The sequence below is a fragment of the Ensifer adhaerens genome (assembly GCF_000697965.2).
In the GTDB taxonomy this organism is placed as follows: Bacteria; Pseudomonadota; Alphaproteobacteria; order Rhizobiales; family Rhizobiaceae; genus Ensifer; species Ensifer adhaerens.
In genome coordinates this window covers 683,974-702,652 of record NZ_CP015880.1, presented here as the reverse complement: position 1 = coordinate 702,652, position 18,679 = coordinate 683,974, and the positions used below count along the sequence as shown (strand labels likewise).

Below are 18,679 nucleotides of genomic sequence, written 5' to 3'. Positions count from 1 at the left end.
GCCGAGGCGTCAGACCTTCAGCATCGCCAGCACCCGGGCGACGGCCGGACGTGCCGTCATGCGGTTGCGGTGATCGACGATTTTTGGGAAGCGCGCGGGATCCACACCGTCCGGCTCGATCCAGCCGGCGACGGTGAAGAGATAGGGATCGGCGATCGAATAGCTGTCGCCAAAAACGAACGGCCCTTCGAACATCTTGCTTTCGATCAGTTCGTAGCAGGCGGTCATGTTGGAGGCGACCTTGGCCTTCATCGCCTCATGCGCGGCCGGATCGTCGGCCCAGCGTGCGCCACGGCGGCCGTGGGCGTGGGCAATATGCACCGTCGAGCAGAGGTAATTCAGAAACGACTGCAACTGCGCGAAGGCGAAGGCGTCGTTCGCCGGAGCGAGCTTCGCAGCTGGAAAGGCCTGCGCGATGTAGGTCAGGATCGCCGGCGTTTCGGTGATGACGCCCCTGTCGGTCACGAGCGCTGGGACCCGCGCCTTCGGGTTCACCGCGAGATAGTCGGGTTTGGTCTGCTCGGCTGTCGAAAAATCGACACGGCGCGCCTCGTATTCGGCGCCCGCTTCTTCCAGCGCGATATGCGAAGCCAGTGAACAGGTTGCGGGGGCGTAGAACAGTTTCAACACTTTGAGCTCTCCTCTGCGATCATGCGGACCGGTTGACGTGATGTCGATGGACCGAACCGGCTCTGTCAATTCCATGGATAGAAGCGGCATGCGAGCGGAGAACCGCGCGCTTCCTGCCGTGTCGCTCCAAAGCAAAGACCGGCTGCAGAAGAAAGGAAGTCACCCCGATTGACAAGCAGAAGTGGCAAGGCGCCGCAGATCGCTGCCGTCCGCGTTTAGGGGGGCCCGGCAGGCTACAACTGCCGGGCCTGCGCGTTCACGCGACCAGCGGCTCGCTGCAGCCGGGTACGTCCTCCAGGCGATAATAGACGGGAATGCCGCGCTCGCGGGCAATGCGCACGTCGTTATCGGCCCCCTTGCTGTCGCCCGGCAGGCGCAGAACCGCCTCGCAAAGCGCCAGCAACCGGCCCGCCACAGGATGAAAAATCTCCTCATAGAGATCGTCGCCGATCCGTGCGCCGCCAGCCGCATGCCAGACCGGCAGCGCCATCCACTCGCCGATCATCGGCACGTGGCCTGCCTTGAACAGCGCATAGGACGGCTCTTCCAGCCGCTTCAGGTTGGCGGCCATTTTCGCCGGGTCGTCCCCGGTTCCCGAACGATAGGGGCCTGCGATCAAGATCAGCATTTTTCTCTCCCGAGATGCTATGAACGATCCAGATTATTCTGGAATAATCGTGATATTTCGTGCAATATCGTGAAGAGTCAAGGAGACATTTCATGCTGACGATACAGAGGCGGGCTTTGATTTCGGCGCGACTGGCGCGAGACGGCGAGGTCGTTGCCAAGCGCATGGCTGACGAGTTGAACCTGTCCGAGGACACGATCCGGCGCGACCTGCGCGAAATGGCGGCGGAGGGACTGCTGAAGCGCGTGCACGGCGGCGCGCTGCCTCTGGTGCCGCCGCTGCCCAACTTTGCGGCGCGTCAGGAGATCGCCGGCGACGTCAAACGCCGGCTCGGACAAAAGGCGGCTGCGATGATCGAAGCCGGTCAGACAATCTTTCTCGATGGCGGCACCAGCAATGCAGAGATTGCCCGGGCGATGCCGCGCGACATGCGGCTGACCGTCGTCACCCACAGCCCGACGATCGCCGCCGAACTCGAGCGCCACGAAGCGGAGGTTATCCTGATCGGCGGGCGGCTCTACAAGCATTCGATGGTCGCGACGGGAGCAGCAGCGCTTGCAGCGATTGCCGGCATCCGAGCCGACCTGTTCTTCCTCGGCGTCACCGCCATTCACCCGGCCCACGGTGTTTCAACCGGCGACTTCGAGGAGGCGGCCGTCAAGCGGGCGATCCTCGGCCAGGCCGCGGAAACCTACGTGCTCGCAACGGTGGAAAAATTCGATGCGGTCTCGCCGCACCACGTGGCCGCGATCCCTGAGCTCTCGGGCTTCATCGTTCCCAACGAGATCAGCGACGACATGCTCGCCCCTTATGACGGCACGGACATTGCGATCATCGGCGCTTGATGGCGCACTGCGCCGACAGCGGAACGTCGGGAAAGTGAGCGGGCCGAGATGGCCCGCCACAGTTCAGGCGGCGAAAGCGTCGGTCACTCTGACGTCGCCGACATGGATGCCGTTCCAGTTGTGCATGGAATGGTTGGCCTGCGCCATCAGCGCCGCGTGCAGCTCGGGCTCGTCCCTGAAGAAGCGGGCAAGCGTTGCCGCGACCATGGCTTCGGCAGCCCGGGTCGTACCATCTTCGCACTTCAAAGCGATCGCGATGCCTTTTTCCGGAATGGCGGCGCAGAACACACCTTCCGCCCCGGTCTTGGCAAAGATGCGGCCGGGCGCCGTCTTCATCAGCCGCGTGCAGGCGCGCTTGGTGCCAGCAACGAAAAAGGGCTCGGCCATGCAGGCCTCGATCAGCCGCCGCGAGACGCGGGCGCGCTCGGCTTCAAGGCCGACGCCGGTCGCCATCTTCGCGAAACCGTGTGCGAGCCCCTTCAGCGGCACCGCATAGGTCGGGATCGAGCAGCCGTCGACGCCGCAATTGTCCTTGGCAAGGATCGCACCCGTCAGGCTTTCCATAGCGCCGCGGATTTCGCGCTGCAGCGGATGGTCGTAGCCGACATAACCCTTCACCTCCGTGCCCGAATGGCAGCAGGCACAGATGAAGCCGGAATGTTTGCCGGAGCAATTGTTGTGCAGCGCCGTCGGCGCTTCCAGGCTGCGGGCCTGGCCGATCAAGGTCTTCTGGTCGGACGACCAATGGGCGCCGCATTCGAGCGCCGAGACATCGCGGCCTGCGGCGGCCAGCATCTTGGCGGCCAGTTCCACATGTTCCGGCTCACCGGAATGGGACGAACAAGCAAGCGCCAGTTCCCGGTTGCCGAAGCCGTAGGCGTCGGCCGCGCCGCTTTCCATCAGCGGCAGCGCCTGCATCGCCTTGCAGGCCGAGCGCGGGAAGACGGCGCTGTCGGTTTCGCCCAGAGAGAAGACGGTCCGGCCGTCGCCGTCGACGGCAATGACCACGCCGCGGTGGCGGCTTTCGACGAGGTTTCCGCGGGTAACTTCGACGAGAACGGGATTTGACATGCCTTGCCCTCAAATATCCGAAATTGCTCCGTGCATTTAGCAGGATTTTACCGGCAAGGAACGGAGTTTTCATGAAATTCGCCCGCAGGCTGGCCGCTGCTTTTCTCGTCATTTACCTGCTGCCGGCGTTGGCCTCGGCCGGCTGGTGGTACATGCAGGACCGGCCGCAAAGCTGGCGCGACGCCGATTGGTCCTCGGCCGGGATCCTGCCGAAGGCAACGGAAAGCGCGGACGCGGCGATCTACGTGTTCTCGGCGACCACGGCATGAAGGGTGCTGTCGCGAGCCACGCCTGGATCGTGACCAAGAATGAGGGCGCTGCCACCTACGATCGCTACGACAAGGTCGGCTGGGGCAAACCGATCCGCAAGAACGGCTATCCGGCGGATGCACGCTGGTACTCGAATGAGCCGCGGCTGGTCGTCTCGGTGACCGGCGCTGACGCCACGCGGCTGATCCCGAAGATCGAGGCGGCGATCGCCAGCTACCCTTACGCTTCGCCTGGCGGCTACCGGATCTGGCCCGGCCCGAACTCCAACACCTTCGTCGCCCACGTGCTGCGAACCGTACCGGAACTCGGCGCCGTGCTGCCGCCGGACGCAGTCGGCCGCGACTATCTGCCGGAGGGAAAGCTGTTCCAGATCGATGCCGACGGGCGCGACCTGCACGCGACGCTCTATGGCCTGGCCGGTATCTCGGCGGGTGTTCGCAGCGGCCTCGAGCTGCATTTCTTCGGCCTTGTCGCCGGTTTCGACTTCGCCAATCCCGGCATCAAGGTTCCGGCGATCGGACGCATCGGCATATGATGGTCCAGGCTTGACGGGCCATCGCTTAGGTTGAGCGCCGGTGATTTGCATTGCATGGTGCGCCGGTCGAATCAGGAGGACGCGCCCGCATGCATGAAATACCGATCAGGAGCTTTGCTGTTTCGGTTGTCGTTCTCCGCCCGGCTGGGAGCACCTTCGAGGTTCTCCTTCTCAAGCGCACCGGAACACTTGCGGGAACCTGGTGCCAAGTCGCCGGCGCGATCGAAGCGAATGAAACGGCCTGGCAGGCGGGCCTGCGCGAAGTCGAGGAGGAAACGGGCCTGCGGCCCGACCGCTTCTATTCCGCCGACATCTGCGAGCAGTTTTACGAGGCCGACCGCAATGCCATCAGCCTGCTGCCCGTCTTCGTCGGCTTTGCAGCCAAGGGCGCCACGGTCCGGCTCAATGCCGAACACAGCGCGTTTCGCTGGGTGAGCTTTGACGAAGCGCTCCGCATGGTGCCCTTTGCCGGGCAAAGGAAAGTGCTGAAGCATATCCGGGACGAGTTCGTCGACAACGAACCGAACCCTTGGCTGCTGATCCAGGAAACGGCGCCGGTCGGATCGGCCGGTTAGGCGAGGCTTGATGCTGAGCCAAGTGCTAAAAATGGAAAAGGGCCGCGCGAGGCGACCCTTCCATGAGTTTTGGCCGTATGACTGGCCCGGGCTTTCAGACCCGAAGGAAGGCGGGGATTATGCCGAGGGCTGCCTCGACACCTTCACCTCTTCCATGCCCTTCACCAAGACCGAAATCTCATTAGACATTGGACCACCTTCCTTTCTGTTCGTTGCTGATGATTTGAAGGTAAGCGATCCATCAGCGATTACAAGGGCGACGATGGTCGAAGATCGTTTTCCTCTTCGCCGCCGATCACAGGCCTGACGATCGTTCCGATCACAGGGACATGATGATCTTGCCGACATGGTCGCCCTGCTCCATCTGGCGATGGCCGTCGGCGACCGCGCTGAAGGGCAGGACGGAATGGATGACCGGCGCGACCTTGCCCGCTTCCAGCAGCGGCCAGACCTTCTCAACCAGACCGTCGCGGATCGCCTGCTTTTCCGCCGCCGTGCGCGGACGTAAGGCCGAGCCCATGACATGCAGCCGCTTGGTCAGGATCGGCGCGATGTTCGCCCCTTCAACCTTGGCGCCGCCGAGGAAGGCGATGATCGACAGACGGCCGTCCTTGGCGAGCGAACCGATGTTGCGGTCGAAATAGCGGGCGCCGACCATGTCGAGAATGACATCGACGCCACGCCCGCCGGTCTCTTCGAGAACGACCGTCTTGAAATCCTCGTCGCGATAGTTGATCGCCCGCTTGGCGCCGAGCGCTTCGCAGGCGCGGCATTTCTCGGTGCTGCCGGCAGTGACGAAGACCTCGGCGCCGAAGGCCTTGGCGAGCTGGATCGCCGTCGTGCCGATGCCGCTGGAGCCGCCGTGGATGAGGATGGTTTCGCCCGCTTTCAGCCCGGCCATATCGAAGACATTGGCCCAGACGGTGAAGAAAGTTTCCGGCAGGGCGGCCGCCTTCACGGCGTCATAGCCCCTAGGCCAGGCGAGCACCTGGGTCGCGGGCACCGCCGTATATTCCGCATAGCCGCCGCCATTGGCGAGCGCACAGACCTTGTCGCCGATCCGGAACCCTTGAGCCCCCTCGCCGAGCGCCACGACTTCGCCCGCCACTTCCAGGCCGAGGATCGGGCTTGCGCCCGGCGGCGGCGGATAGTCGCCCTTGCGCTGCAAAACGTCGGGACGGTTGATGCCCGCCGCCTCCACCCGAACGAGGATGTCGCCCGGCTTGAGCTCTGGCAACGGCCCCTTCGCGAGCACCATGTTTTCAGGCCCGCCCGGGGCTGGAAGGTCAACGAATTGCATTTCCAATGGAAGAGACATGGCACTACCTCGCGAATTCTCAAGGCGCATAGGTAGCGCCGGAAACGCGAGGCGAAAAGGCTGATTGTCGAACGACCGGCCGTCGAAAGCGCAGCTCAGCCGCCGAGTGCATCCATGACAAGACCGGTATCGCTCGCCTTGGCGCGCGACTTGATCTCGGCGATTCGGGCGCTGACGGCCTGGGCGTCGGAGAAAACAAAGCCTTCGGGCAGCCCAAGGACGGCGATCGAGCAGCGCATCAGCGGAAAATCCTTCGCCGAGCCGTCACGGCCGTAGCCGCTGATGCGGCCCTCCGCCTGATGCTCTGGCGAATAGAGCTGGCCTACGTCGGAGCGAAAATCGTCGAGCAGGCGGTTCAGCACCGCTTCCAGCTCCTCGACCGAACAGCCGCTGACACCGACGAAGAAGTCGTCGCCGCCGACATGGCCGAGGAATTTCTCCTCGCCGATGAAATGGCGGCGCAGCAGGGCGGCAAAGAGCGTGATCGCGAGATCGCCCTTCTGGAAACCGTAGGTATCGTTGAAGGGCTTGAAGTCGTCGAAATCGCAATAGCAGAAGTAACGCGCATGATCGCCGTCGAGGATCGCGTCCTGGACATAGTCGCGGATGGCGCGGTTGCCGGGCAGACCCGTCAGCGGATTCTGCTCCTGCGCCATCTTCAATTGTTTTTCGTTGATAATCTTCAAGAGCGACGAGGCCGAGAGCGTGCCGGCGTAGCGCATGTTCTCCGTCAGGATCAGGCAATCGCTGCCGTCCATGCCGGCGAAGATTTTCAGCATTTCATCCGCCGGCGTGTCGAGATCGGCAATCGGCGCCGGGCTGGCGAAGTGCGAAATCCGCCGCTGGTAGATCCGGTTCTTCAGGAGATCGCGGCCGAAAGGGTGATAGATCAGCTCCTTGACGTGATACTCGTGCAGGATGCCGCGCGGCTCGCCATTGGCGTTCAGGACCGGGAAGAATCCCTGGCGCGGATTGCGCCGGAAGAGATCGAAGACGGAATCGAGTTCGTCACTTTCGCGAACGGTCGGCAGTTGCTCGATCTGCTTGCGGATCAGGATGCCGTCCAGCGTCGACGAGGACCGCCGGCTGGCGACGCTCTGGTCGAGATGCGGATAGGCAGGCAGAAGTTCGCTCAGATGCGTCGTCGGCCGGGCGACGTAATAACCCTGCACCAGATCGCAGCCGAGGTCGCGACAGGTCAGAAACTCCGCCTCCGTCTCCACACCTTCGGCAATCACCCGCGTGCCGAGCACATGGGCGGTGTTGACCGTGTGGCGGACGAGATGGCGCTTGCGGGCATCGGCCTCGATGCCCGAGACGAAGTGTCTGTCGATCTTCACATAGTCGACCGGCTGGTCGCAGAGCAGCTTCAGCCCGTTGAAGCCGGCGCCGAAATCGTCAATCGCCAGCTTGAAACCGGCAAGCCGGAGATCACGCACGAGGGCCGAGAAATCCGGCATCTTGCCGCCATCGAAGCGCTCGGAAAGCTCGAAACAGAGTGACGACGGGGCGATATTGGCGCGCTTCAAGTGGTTGACGAGGCGTTCGACGATGTCGCCTTCACCGCCAACGAGGCGTGAGTCGAAGTTGAGGAACAGCGTGCGTGCGGAATGATCGGGCAGCGTCGCAAAGCCGGCGACGGCGCGACTGTTGATCATGTGTTCGAGCGCCAGCAGCTGCCCTTCTTCTTCCGCCTTGTCGAGCAGCTCCAGCGGCGAGGCAAAGCCGAGTTTCTGAAAGCCGCGCATCAGGGATTCGTAGCCGAAGACGGTGCCGGTCGCCGCTTCTGCGATCGGCTGGAAGGCGGTTTCGATCACCAACTTGGCGAGCGTTACGATCTGGTCGTCGCCGAACCGGCGCAACGAGAGAATTTCGGCGGGGGCGGCGGACATGCCGGGCTCCAGAAATATGGGACGGACGGTCGAACGCCGGCAGCATGGCCAGCAAGCGTCAACGAAGTCTTTCCCCATTATGAAGCTTTGATGAAAGCTATGTGACAGCCGCAACTGCGCCAATCAGATGCAAACACTCTAATGAAATCAGTAGTTTCATGAGCAAGTCCTGCGATCGGTCGGCGTCTGCCCCATCCTGACCGTCGCGCCAGGATGGTTCAGACGAGAACGAGCAATGTCAGGTATCCGGCACCGATGACCAGGCAGAGCGGACCGTAGATGCGACGGTCGAGCGTCACGAAGGGCTCCGTGCCGTGGCGTTGGTGGAACGCGGTGGTGAAGGCCAGGAGGCCACGGGCGACGAAGATGGCGGCAAGCCCGGCAAGGCCGCCATGGCCGAGGATCGGCGGCAAAAGCCCTGCAAAGACGGGCGTCACGGACAATGGCAGGAGCGCCGCCGCAAAGAGGAGTACGACGACGACCAGCGTCAGCCAGACCGGCGGCATCGCCGACCGGTGCTTCGTGCCGACCACCGTGCGGACAAGCGTTTCTTCGTCGTCACAGGGCCAAAGTCCGCCGAACGCCCAGTAGGCATGCAGCCCGGCGATACCGGAAAGAACGAGGAAAAGCAGGATCGCGATTGCCGCCAACATGATGGGTTCCTTGCTTGCCTGTGGGCGGACCGCCTCAAGCGGTCACGGTTGACGGAGACCCTTTGCCCGACCGCACGCCGATCGCCGCGAGCGCGGCCATGAGGAGAAAGGCCGCCCATTGCGGCGTGGTCGAGAGAGAACCGAGATGGGCAAGCCCGTAGCCGATGAAGAGCACCGCATAGGCGAGATATTGCACGATCACCGCAGCGGCCAGCGGCGCACGGTAACGCCCGTTCACGGCGGCAAACAGCAGGGTGATACTGTTGATCAGGAGGATGGCGCTCGTCGCGTGCCAGAGAAGCGAGACATAGGTTTTAAGCAGCGCCGAGGGGCTGCTTGCAAGCAAAGGCACATGCACCTCCGGCCCGCCGGCAAAGAGATGAATGCCCGTTGTCGCCAGGGACAGGATGCCCGCTGCCAGAAGCCATTTGCTCATGCCTTCGCCTCCAATCTTCACCATACGGCAGCGTATGTACGCGACCTGGTTGCATCAGTCAATACGGTGACGTATGGAAGGCTATGACGACAAAAAGTACCCTCACGAGCGATGATTGGATCAAGGCCGCCTTCCGCGCACTGACGACCGGCGGCGTGCAGGCGATCCGGGCCGAGGCGATCGCCCGCGACCTGAAGGTGAGCAAGGGCTCCTTCTACTGGCATTTCAAGGATGTGCCGGATCTGAAGGCAAAGATGCTAGCCCATTGGGCGCGCGAAGCGACAGACGCGATCATCGCGGAAATCGAAGCCGTGGAAGTAACGGCGCAGGAGCGATTGCGGTTGTTGGTGCATGCCGCGACCGACGAACGCAGCCTTCCCTATGGCGGCTTGCTGACGGACGGCGCGGTCCGCGAATGGGCGCGCTTCGACACCATGGCCGCCATGACCCTTAAGTCCGTCGACGAACGCCGCCTTGGCTACATTGCCGACCTGCTCGGTCATTGCGGATTTTCGTCAAGTGAGAGTCGCAGCGGCGCCAGCGCGCTCTACGGCGCGCTGATCGGACTTGAGGCGCTCGCTGCAAACGGTCTTGCTGATCTTCGCGGCGATCTGCTCCGGCTGCTCGAGGCGCTGCTCGGCAGCAGAACCTCGCGCTAAACTCAGCCCTTGGCCAGAACGCCGAAGGCGATCAGCGACAAGCCCTGCATGACGAGGTCGACGGCGAGAAACAGGCCGAGGATCCAGAGGCTGTTGACCGGCCAGCCGGCAGCGATGATCAGGCCGGCCACAAGCGTGACCAGACCGCCGAGTGCAACCCAGCCCCAGCCCTGCAGCGGCCTGAGCTTCAGGCCAACCCAGATGCGGAAGCAACCCGCGACGATCAAGGCGATCGCCATGATAAAGGTGAGGAAGGACGAGGCGAGCACGGGATTGATGAAGGCAAAAAGGCCGGCGATCGTATAGCAGGCGCCGCTCAGGCCCCAGTAGAGCACGCTGTCCCAGCCCTTTACCTGAAAGGCGTGGGCGAGGTTGAACAGCCCGCCGACCAGCATGATGATCCCGACATAATAGACGGACGCGACCGTCGCCATCAGCAGATTGCCGAAGGCAAGGCCGCCGCACATGATCAACAGCACGCCGAGGGCGACGAACCACCCCCATTTACCGGCAACCGCTGACTTGTCGGCTCGATCGAATGCGTGGGTCATCTCAACCTCCAGTCCTTTGCAACGCGAGATCGCTAACGCGGGGATTGAGCCGGATTTCTGCACAAAAGGAAAGTGAAAACACAGTCGATTTTTATTGATTGATGAGTCAATCAAAAATAGACTGATCATCGTCAAGGGAGAGACGGATGCCGAAGGTCGGGATGGAACCGGTGCGCCGCAAGGCGCTGGTCGACGCAGCGCTGCGCGTGATCGGCGACCAGGGCACGCTTGCCGTCACCATGTCCGAGATCGCCCGCCACGCCGGCGTTTCCCCTGCCCTTGCCCACCACTATTTCGGCAGCAAGGAACAATTGCTGATCGAGACCATCCGCAGCCTTCTAAGGCAATTGCGCGACGACACGGTGACGGCGCTCCGCACCGTGGCAGGCCCGCGCGAAAGGCTGAGCGCGCTCATCCGCGTCTCCTTCCAGGCAAGCCAGTTCGCCCCCGATACGATCGCCGCCTGGCTTGCCTTTTACTCGGAAGCGCAGCGCTCGGAAGAGGTGCGGCGGCTGCTCGTCGTCTATGCCCGGCGCCTGCGATCCAATCTGCTGGCGAGCCTCAAGACGCTTTGTGCCGATGATGACGCGGAACGCATTGCCGAAGGCGCAGCTGCGATGATCGACGGGCTCTATATCCGCCAGAGTCTGCGCTCCGCGCCGATCAGCATCGAAGCTTCGATCGCACTTACCGAAGACTATGTCACCTCGCACATCGATCGGCTCACATACCAGGGAACGGCCGCATGACCGCAAGACCGAACATCCTGATCATCATGGTCGACCAGCTGAACGGAAAGTTCTTTCCCGACGGACCGGCCGCGTTCCTGCATGCGCCGCACCTGAAGGCACTCGCCGCCCGCTCGGCCCGGTTCCGCAACAATTACACCTCGTCGCCGCTCTGCGCCCCTGCCCGCGCCTCGTTCATGGCCGGGCAACTGCCGAGCCGCACCCGCGTCTACGACAACGCCGCCGAGTACCAGTCGTCGATCCCGACCTATGCACACCACCTGCGCCGCGCCGGCTACTACACGGCGCTGTCGGGCAAGATGCATTTCGTCGGCCCGGACCAACTGCACGGCTTCGAGGAACGGCTGACGACCGACATCTACCCGGCCGATTTCGGCTGGACGCCGGACTATCGCAAACCCGGCGAGCGCATCGACTGGTGGTACCACAATCTCGGCTCGGTCACCGGCGCCGGCGTCGCCGAGATCACCAACCAGATGGAATATGACGACGAGGTCGCCTTCCTTGCCAACCAGAAGCTCTACCAGCTGTCGCGCGAAAACGATGACGCGGAGCGCCGCCCCTGGTGCCTGACGGTCTCGTTCACCCACCCGCACGACCCTTACGTGGCGCGAAAGAAGTTCTGGGACCTCTACGAGGATTGCGAGCATCTGTTGCCCGAGGTCGGCATGCTGCCGGACGACCGGCAGGATCCGCATTCCAAGCGCATCATGCATTCCTGCGACTACGTCAATTTTGACCTGACGGAAGACAACATCCGCCGCTCGCGCCGCGCCTATTTCGCCAACATTTCCTATCTTGACGAAAAGGTCGGCGAACTTCTGGATACGTTGACGCGCACCCGCATGCTCGACGACACGCTGATCCTCTTCTGCTCGGATCACGGCGATATGCTTGGCGAGCGCGGCCTGTGGTTCAAGATGAACTTCTTCGAGGGGTCGGCCCGCGTGCCGCTGATGGTCGCCGGACCGGGTGTGACGCCCGGCCTGCATCTGGCGCCGACCTCCAATCTCGACGTGACGCCGACGCTCGCCGATCTCGCCGGCATCTCCCTGGACGAGGTCAAGCCCTGGACCGATGGCATCAGCCTGGTGCCCATGATCAACGGCGAGGAGCGCTCAGAGCCGGTGCTGATGGAATATGCGGCGGAAGCCTCCTACGCGCCGCTGGTCGCCATCCGCGAAGGCAAATGGAAATACATCCACTGTGCGCTCGATCCCGACCAGCTCTACGATCTCGAAGCGGATCCGCTGGAACTGACAAACCTCGCTGCCAAGCCCGAAACGCCGGTACAGGCGGCAACCCTGCAGGCGTTCCAGGACATGTGCGCCGCCCATTGGGACATGGCGGCCTTCGATGCGGCCGTGCGTGAAAGCCAGGCCCGGCGCTGGGTGGTCTACGAGGCGCTCCGGAACGGCGCCTATTACCCTTGGGATCACCAGCCGCTGCAGAAGGCATCCGAGCGCTACATGCGCAACCATATGAACCTCGACAATCTCGAGGAATCCAAACGCTATCCGCGGGGAGAATGACATGAAAGCCCAACCGCAAGCCTCGCACTTCATCGACGGCGAATATGTCGAGGACATCGAAGGCACTGTCATCGAGAGCATCTACCCGGCGACCGGCGAAGTGATCGCCCGGCTGCATGCGGCAACGCCGGCGATCGTCGAAAAGGCGATTGCCGCTGCCAAGCGCGCCCAGCCGGAATGGGCGGCTATGAGCCCGACGGCGCGTGGCCGGGTCCTTAAGCGCGCCGCCGAGATCATGCGCGAGCGCAACCGCGAGCTCTCCGAGCTCGAAACGCTCGACACCGGCAAGCCGATCCAGGAGACGATCGTCGCCGATCCGACCTCCGGCGCCGACAGTTTCGAGTTCTTCGGCGGTGTCATCGCCACGGCGCTCAATGGCGACTACATCCCGCTTGGCGGCGACTTTGCCTATACCAAGCGCGTGCCGCTTGGCGTATGCGTCGGGATCGGCGCCTGGAACTATCCGCAGCAGATCGCCTGCTGGAAGGGCGCGCCGGCGCTCGCCGCCGGCAACGCCATGGTCTTCAAGCCCTCGGAAAACACGCCGCTCGGCGCCCTGAAGATCGCCGAAATTCTCGTCGAAGCCGGCCTGCCGAAGGGCCTCTACAATGTCATCCAGGGCGATCGCACCACCGGGCCCCTGCTCGTCAACCATCCCGACGTCGCCAAGGTATCGCTGACAGGCTCGGTCCCGACCGGCAAGAAGGTGGCGGGTGCAGCAGCGGCCGAACTCAAGCACGTCACCATGGAGCTTGGCGGCAAGTCGCCGCTGATCGTCTTCGACGACGCCGACCTCGAAAGCGCCATCGGCGGCGCCATGCTCGGCAACTTCTATTCGACCGGCCAGGTCTGCTCGAACGGCACCCGCGTCTTCGTGCACAAGGGCATCAAGGAACAGTTCCTGACGCGGCTCAAAGCCCGCACCGAGGCGATCGTCATCGGCGACCCGATGGACGAGGCAACGCAGCTCGGGCCGATGGTCTCGGCGCCGCAGCGCGACAAGGTCTTCTCCTATATCGAGAAGGGCAAGGCCGAAGGTGCGCGACTGGTGACCGGTGGCGGCATTCCGAATGCGGTCAATGCCGAAGGCACCTATATCCAGCCGACCGTCTTTGCCGACGTCACCGACGGGATGACGATCGCCCGCGAGGAGATCTTCGGGCCTGTCATGTGCGTGCTCGACTTCGACGACGAGGCCGAGGTGATCGCCCGCGCCAATGCCACCGAATTCGGCCTTTCGGCCGGCGTCTTCACCGCCGACATTACGCGCGCCCACCGCGTCGTCGACCAGCTGGAGGCCGGTACGCTGTGGATCAACACCTACAATCTCTGCCCGGTGGAAATCCCCTTCGGCGGCTCCAAGCAATCCGGCTTCGGCCGCGAGAATTCGGTCGCGGCGCTCAACCATTATAGCGAGCTGAAGACCGTCTATGTCGGCATGGGACCGGTGCAGGCGCCGTATTGAGATTGTTGATTTGGCCCTCCCCCTAGCCCTCTCCCCGCTCGCGGGGAGAGGGGACGAGGCCTGCTCGCCAGACCACACGCGGCAACGCATAGGGACGTCAGAGAGGGAGCAAGACATATCCGCGTTTTCCTTCTCCCCGCCTGCGGGGAGAAGGTGGCGGCAGCCGGATGAGGGGCGGATCCCTCACCGTGCGTATGAGCGGCGCATCCCGTCACTGCGGATGAGAGGCATGCCGAGGGGCAACGATTAAAAGAAAGACCACGCTTATGCAGGCAGATTACATCATCATCGGCTCCGGCTCCGCCGGCTCGGCGCTCGCCTATCGCCTCTCAGAAGACGGCAAGAATACCGTCCTGGTACTGGAATATGGCGGAACGGATGCGGGGCCGTTCATCCAGATGCCAGCAGCGCTTGCCTGGCCGATGAGCATGAAGCGCTACAACTGGGGCTATCTGTCTGAGCCTGAGCCGAACCTCAACAACCGCCGCATCACCGCGCCACGCGGCAAGGTGATCGGCGGCTCCTCCTCGATCAACGGCCTCGTCTATGTGCGCGGCCATGCGGAAGACTTCAACCGTTGGGAAGAAGTCGGCGCGCGCGGCTGGGCCTATGCGGATGTGCTGCCCTATTTCAAGCGCATGGAAAACAGCCACGGCGGCGAAGCCGGCTGGCGCGGAACCGACGGACCGCTGCACGTTAAACGCGGCCCGGTCCACAATCCGCTGTTCCATGCCTTTATCGAGGCCGGCCAGCAGGCCGGTTTCGAACTCACCGATGACTATAACGGCTCGAAGCAGGAAGGCTTCGGGCTGATGGAGCAGACCGTCTGGCAGGGCCGGCGCTGGTCGGCGGCAAACGCCTATCTGAAGCCGGCGATGAAGCGGCAGAACGTGTCGCTCGTGCGTTGCTTCGCCCGTCGGATCATCATCGAGAACGGCCGAGCGAGCGGGGTCGAGATCGAGCGCGGCGGCAAGATCGAGGTCGTCAAGGCCAACCGTGAGGTCGTCGTCTCGGCCTCCTCGTTCAATTCGCCGAAGCTCTTGATGCTCTCGGGCATCGGCCCGGCCGAGCACCTGAAGGACATGGGCATCGAGGTGAAGGTTGACCGACCAGGCGTCGGCGCAAACCTGCAGGACCATATGGAGTTCTATTTCCAGCAGATTTCGACCAAGCCCGTGTCGCTCTATTCCTGGCTGCCCTGGTTCTGGCAGGGCGTTGCCGGCGCGCAGTGGCTGTTCTTCAAGAAGGGCCTCGGCATCTCTAACCAGTTCGAGGCCTGCGCCTTCCTGCGCTCGGCCCCCGGCGTCAAGCAGCCAGATATCCAGTACCACTTCCTGCCGGTGGCGATCAGCTACGACGGCAAGGCGGCCGCCAACACCCACGGCTTCCAGGTGCATGTCGGCTACAACCTCTCGAAGTCGCGCGGCAACGTCACGCTGCGCTCCTCCGATCCGATGGCCGACCCCGTCATCCGCTTCAACTATATGAGCCACCCGGAGGACTGGGAGAAGTTCCGCCACTGCGTGCGCCTCACCCGCGAGATCTTCGGCCAGAAAGCCTTCGACCACTATCGCGGTCCGGAGATCCAGCCGGGCGAGAAAGTCCAGTCGGACGAACAGATCGACGCGTTCCTGCGCGAGCATCTGGAAAGCGCCTACCACCCCTGCGGCACCTGCCGGATGGGTGCCAAGGACGACCCGATGGCGGTGGTCGATCCGGAGACCCGCGTCATCGGTGTCGAAGGGCTTCGTGTCGCCGACAGCTCGATCTTCCCGCACGTGACCTACGGCAACTTGAACAGCCCGTCGATCATGACCGGCGAGAAGGCGGCCGACCACATTCTCGGCAAGCAGCCCCTCGCCAGATCGAACCAGGAACCGTGGATCAATCCGCGCTGGCAGGTCAGCGACAGATAGTTCGCGGCAAGGCGAACTTTTTTGCCGGCGATCGACGGCCGCATGTCACATTCGCCGGTGTTATCTTGTCTTGTCTTCTCGAGTGCTTGAGATGAAGGAGACGAAGATGACAGCGAAGCCCGATCCGCATGGGACCGCCGCAGCGGTGATGCCATCATGGCCTCGTGTGCGCGCTAGCCATTTCGGGGCCGGCCGCGCCATATCGCAGCGGGGCGCGTGATGGCCGGGATGATCGACGAAGACGTCAGAACGACCTTCGGCGCGGTACGCCCGCGACTGATCCGCATCGCCTATCGCATGCTGGGCTCCGTCAGCGAAGCCGAAGATGTCGTACAGGAAGCATTCCTGCGCTGGCTGAACGCCGACCGTGCGGCCGTCAAAGAACCATCGGCATTTCTGGGCCGGATCGTGACACGCCTTTGCCTCAACCAGTTGAAGTCGGCACGGCGGCGGCGCGAAACCTACCTCGGGCCATGGCTGCCGGAACCGGTCGTCGAGCAGTGCGACGAACTCGACGACATTACCCTGCCTCTGATGATGGCACTGGAACGCCTGTCGCCGCTGGAACGAGCGGCCTTCCTGCTGCACGACGTCTTCGGTGTCAGCTTCGATGAAATCGGCGAGACGCTCGGCCGCAAGGCAGCAACCTGCCGTCAACTGGCCAGTCGTGCCCGTGTCAATGTCCGCGAGACCCGCCGCCGATTTGCGATGCCACGGGAACAGGGCATGGAAATCGCCGCCGCCTTCTTTGCCGCTTCCCGTGGCGGCGATTTGCACAAGCTCCGTTCGCTGCTTGCGACCGGCGCGATCGTCTATGCCGACGGCGGCGGCAAGACAGTGGCGCCAAGACGGCCGATCGTCGGAATAGACGAAGTGATAATGCTGCACGCCTCGCTGAGGCTGATCTTTGCCCGGGCGATGTCGCGGCTCGTGCGTTACGAATTCATCAATGGGCTGCCCGGTTTTATCACCATCGAAGACGGGGTCCTGCAGACCACCGCGATCGAGATCGAGCGGGATAGAATCACCGTCATCTATGTCACGCGCAATCCGGACAAGCTAAAACACCTCCCAGAAGCGCTGACATATCTCGATGCTCCGGCCGTTCATTGAGTGACGGGTGACCGCGCCCTAACGATCGCGCCCCCGCGCACAGGCACCAGAGCCGACAGCTCTGCTGATCGCCCCTGCTCCAAACAAACTTAACCTGCCACGCGCCGAAGGCGCGTGCCTCTACTCGCTCGGCAGGCCCAACACCAAACCATAGGAGACCAAACCATGAGCAACATATGCATTGCCGTCATCTACCACAGCGGATACGGGCACACGGCACGCCAGGCCAAGGCTGTTAAAGCCGGTATCGAGCGCGTCGACGGCGCACAAGGTCTGCTCCTAGCGGTTGAGGATGTACCGGCACGGTGGAACGATCTCCGCTCGGCCGAGGCGATCATTTTCGGCACGCCGACCTATGTCGGAGGCCAGTCAGCCGCGTTCAAGTCATTTCAGGAAGCGAGTTCCAGTGCCGTGATGGCCAAGGGCTACCTTTGGAAAAACAAGTTTGCTGCCGGTTTCACCAACTCGGGAACCGCCTCGGGCGATAAACTCGCGACGCTGATGCAACTTGCTCTCTTTGCTGCCCAGCATGGCATGCACTGGATCAACCTCGACCTACCACCGGCCAACCACTCGACCAAAGGATCACCTGACGATCTCAACCGGCTTGGCTTCTGGCTGGGCGCCGGCGCCCAGTCCTATGTCGACCAGGGCGCCGATCTGGCGCCGCCACCATCCGATCTTGAGACGGCAAGTCATCTCGGCCAACGCGTGGCCGAGACAACGCTGCAATTCGTGCGAGGAAGAACGGTCGAACAGGAGCCTGCCCTTCCCGCGTGGAGAACGGCAGGCGAGCGATAGGATCAGCGTCAGAGAAAGCCGATCCAGCGGCCGGCGAGCAGAGCACCCAGCCATGTGACCAAGGAGGCAAGCGCCTGCGCACGCAGGCGCAACGCAACGGCTCCCCCTGCGCGCGCGACCGACCAGGCCGTACCCACGCGGACCGACAGTGCATTGAGCGTTCCGATTGCCAGCAGCGCGAGCTTGGTCAGAAACGCCGGATTGGCGAGATAGGCCGAAGGCCTGACGCTGAAGAGGCAAAAGCCGGTGACGATCGCCATCGCCAGGCCGATCGCAGCCGCTTGCGCCAGAAAGGGTCCAAGCACCGCGACGGGCGCATCACCGACAAGCCGAGCAGCCTCAGATCAAGCGGTACGATCGCGCCGATGAGCAGGCCGATCGCGAGAATATGAGCCGCGTTGACCACGAGATAGAGGATCGCCGAGCGTCTGAGCGCCGCGCCCACCGGCCAGCCGGCGATCCACTCGACGAGTTCCGCGCCGCTCATCCACCGGCCCGGATGCGTTCCGGATAGATGTCATAGGTCTTGCCGGCGACCGTGATGCGCACCGCCTTCATGCGCTTTTCGTTCGGGTCGAGCGAACGGTTGCCGAGAACGATGATCTCGTCACCGGCCTTGGCCGATCCCTCGACAAAGCCTGAGCGCTCCGTCTGGCGGGGATTGCCGAGTTCGACGTGCCACATGCCATCCGTGGACGACTCCACCTGTAAGGTCGGATGCGGCGGCGCCATCGAGATCTCGCGGATGGTGCCCTTGAGCTCGATCTGGTCGGCCTCGGCCCAGGACCATCCGTGATGGGCATAGGCGCCGGTAACCAGAAGCCCCGTCAGGATGATTGCGACAACGCCACGGCGTGAAATGGCATTCAACATGTCCCTGCTCCTTCGCCTGTTTCGGAGAGGTGGCAGCTTGAACCCGAAGAGCGGTTTGCGAAAGGACGCGGTCTTCAACACTTCTTGAGCATCGCAGACAGCCACCGCCTATGGTTGCGATAATCTTGGGTTGCGCGAACTTTAATCAACAGCTTAAAATTTAGCCA

19 protein-coding genes and 2 pseudogenes are annotated in these 18,679 nt (G+C 63.1%); 11 read left to right on the top strand and 10 right to left on the bottom strand.

Annotated features, from left to right (window positions below; all coding sequences use genetic code 11):
* Window positions 1-9 precede the first annotated feature (9 nt).
* Together FA04_RS03285 and FA04_RS03280 are read right to left on the bottom strand one after the other, a co-directional pair.
* Complete coding sequence (locus tag FA04_RS03285; protein WP_034789436.1) at window positions 10-630, bottom strand: glutathione S-transferase family protein; 621 nt, start codon at window positions 628-630, stop codon at window positions 10-12.
* Between the two features lie 256 nt (window positions 631-886).
* On the bottom strand, window positions 887-1,258 hold the full coding sequence (locus FA04_RS03280) for an NUDIX hydrolase (RefSeq protein ID WP_034789226.1): 372 nt from the start codon (window positions 1,256-1,258) through the stop codon (window positions 887-889).
* Between the two features lie 92 nt (window positions 1,259-1,350).
* Here FA04_RS03280 and FA04_RS03275 point away from each other — a divergent pair, with 92 nt between their 5' ends.
* Window positions 1,351-2,103 (top strand): DeoR/GlpR family DNA-binding transcription regulator, encoded by a 753-nt coding sequence (locus FA04_RS03275; protein WP_034789225.1) that lies wholly within the window; start codon window positions 1,351-1,353, stop codon window positions 2,101-2,103.
* Window positions 2,104-2,166: 63 nt separating this feature from the next.
* Here FA04_RS03275 and FA04_RS03270 read toward each other — a convergent pair whose 3' ends face one another.
* On the bottom strand, window positions 2,167-3,174 hold the full coding sequence (locus tag FA04_RS03270; protein ID WP_034789224.1) for an asparaginase: 1,008 nt from the start codon (window positions 3,172-3,174) through the stop codon (window positions 2,167-2,169).
* A gap of 71 nt (window positions 3,175-3,245) precedes the next feature.
* Here FA04_RS03270 and FA04_RS03265 point away from each other — a divergent pair.
* The 3 genes and pseudogenes from FA04_RS03265 (at window position 3,246) to FA04_RS03255 (ending at window position 4,861) form a co-directional block, all read left to right on the top strand.
* Window positions 3,246-3,979: pseudogene (locus FA04_RS03265) on the top strand (DUF3750 domain-containing protein).
* Window positions 3,980-4,068: 89 nt separating this feature from the next.
* A complete protein-coding gene (locus FA04_RS03260) occupies window positions 4,069-4,554 on the top strand; it encodes an NUDIX hydrolase (protein WP_034789222.1) in 486 nt (161 codons plus the stop codon).
* A 10-nt stretch (window positions 4,555-4,564) separates the two neighbouring features.
* Complete coding sequence (locus FA04_RS03255) at window positions 4,565-4,861, top strand: hypothetical protein (RefSeq protein ID WP_034789220.1); 297 nt, start codon at window positions 4,565-4,567, stop codon at window positions 4,859-4,861.
* 12 nt (window positions 4,862-4,873) lie between these two features.
* Here the strand turns inward: FA04_RS03255 and FA04_RS03250 are convergent, their stop codons facing one another.
* From FA04_RS03250 to FA04_RS03235, 4 genes are all read right to left on the bottom strand, one after another.
* On the bottom strand, window positions 4,874-5,872 hold the full coding sequence (locus FA04_RS03250; protein WP_034789217.1) for an NAD(P)H-quinone oxidoreductase: 999 nt from the start codon (window positions 5,870-5,872) through the stop codon (window positions 4,874-4,876).
* Between the two features lie 95 nt (window positions 5,873-5,967).
* Window positions 5,968-7,764, bottom strand: a complete 1,797-nt coding sequence (locus FA04_RS03245) for a GGDEF domain-containing protein (RefSeq protein ID WP_034789215.1) — start codon at window positions 7,762-7,764, stop codon at window positions 5,968-5,970.
* A gap of 218 nt (window positions 7,765-7,982) precedes the next feature.
* Window positions 7,983-8,417, bottom strand: a complete 435-nt coding sequence (locus FA04_RS03240) for a DUF3995 domain-containing protein (protein ID WP_051659152.1) — start codon at window positions 8,415-8,417, stop codon at window positions 7,983-7,985.
* Window positions 8,418-8,451: 34 nt separating this feature from the next.
* Window positions 8,452-8,853 carry a hypothetical protein gene (locus FA04_RS03235; protein ID WP_034789430.1) on the bottom strand — a complete coding sequence of 134 codons (402 nt, stop codon included), beginning with the start codon at window positions 8,851-8,853 and terminating at the stop codon, window positions 8,452-8,454.
* Window positions 8,854-8,936: 83 nt separating this feature from the next.
* On the opposite strand from FA04_RS03235, the gene FA04_RS03230 reads away from it, so the two are divergent.
* Window positions 8,937-9,512: a TetR/AcrR family transcriptional regulator gene (locus FA04_RS03230; RefSeq protein ID WP_034789212.1), complete on the top strand. Its 576-nt coding sequence runs from the start codon at window positions 8,937-8,939 to the stop codon at window positions 9,510-9,512.
* A gap of 2 nt (window positions 9,513-9,514) precedes the next feature.
* On the opposite strand, the gene FA04_RS03225 is transcribed toward FA04_RS03230, so the two are convergent.
* Window positions 9,515-10,063 carry an HdeD family acid-resistance protein gene (locus tag FA04_RS03225; protein ID WP_034789210.1) on the bottom strand — a complete coding sequence of 183 codons (549 nt, stop codon included), beginning with the start codon at window positions 10,061-10,063 and terminating at the stop codon, window positions 9,515-9,517.
* Between the two features lie 146 nt (window positions 10,064-10,209).
* Here FA04_RS03225 and betI point away from each other — a divergent pair, with 146 nt between their 5' ends.
* The 6 genes from betI to FA04_RS03195 all read left to right on the top strand — a co-directional run bounded on the left by betI (window position 10,210) and on the right by FA04_RS03195 (window position 17,639).
* On the top strand, window positions 10,210-10,812 hold the full coding sequence (betI, locus tag FA04_RS03220) for a transcriptional regulator BetI (RefSeq protein WP_034789209.1): 603 nt from the start codon (window positions 10,210-10,212) through the stop codon (window positions 10,810-10,812).
* Window positions 10,809-12,344 carry a choline-sulfatase gene (gene betC / locus FA04_RS03215; protein WP_034789207.1) on the top strand — a complete coding sequence of 512 codons (1,536 nt, stop codon included), beginning with the start codon at window positions 10,809-10,811 and terminating at the stop codon, window positions 12,342-12,344. The genes betI and betC overlap by 4 nt, the downstream gene beginning before the upstream one ends.
* A gap of 1 nt (window position 12,345) precedes the next feature.
* Window positions 12,346-13,809 carry a betaine-aldehyde dehydrogenase gene (betB, locus tag FA04_RS03210; protein ID WP_034789204.1) on the top strand — a complete coding sequence of 488 codons (1,464 nt, stop codon included), beginning with the start codon at window positions 12,346-12,348 and terminating at the stop codon, window positions 13,807-13,809.
* 266 nt (window positions 13,810-14,075) lie between these two features.
* Complete coding sequence (gene betA / locus FA04_RS03205) at window positions 14,076-15,725, top strand: choline dehydrogenase (RefSeq protein WP_034789201.1); 1,650 nt, start codon at window positions 14,076-14,078, stop codon at window positions 15,723-15,725.
* 219 nt (window positions 15,726-15,944) lie between these two features.
* Window positions 15,945-16,838, top strand: coding sequence for a sigma-70 family RNA polymerase sigma factor (locus tag FA04_RS03200; protein WP_051659150.1), 894 nt, complete (start codon window positions 15,945-15,947; stop codon window positions 16,836-16,838).
* A gap of 165 nt (window positions 16,839-17,003) precedes the next feature.
* Window positions 17,004-17,639: a flavodoxin family protein gene (locus FA04_RS03195; protein WP_034789198.1), complete on the top strand. Its 636-nt coding sequence runs from the start codon at window positions 17,004-17,006 to the stop codon at window positions 17,637-17,639.
* A gap of 8 nt (window positions 17,640-17,647) precedes the next feature.
* Here FA04_RS03195 and FA04_RS03190 read toward each other — a convergent pair.
* Window positions 17,648-18,126 (bottom strand): annotated as a pseudogene (locus FA04_RS03190) (DUF2214 domain-containing protein).
* Window positions 18,123-18,512 carry a DUF6152 family protein gene (locus FA04_RS03185; protein WP_034789195.1) on the bottom strand — a complete coding sequence of 130 codons (390 nt, stop codon included), beginning with the start codon at window positions 18,510-18,512 and terminating at the stop codon, window positions 18,123-18,125. Before FA04_RS03185 ends, FA04_RS03190 begins: the two are co-directional and overlap by 4 nt.
* Between the last annotated feature and the right edge of the window lie 167 nt (window positions 18,513-18,679).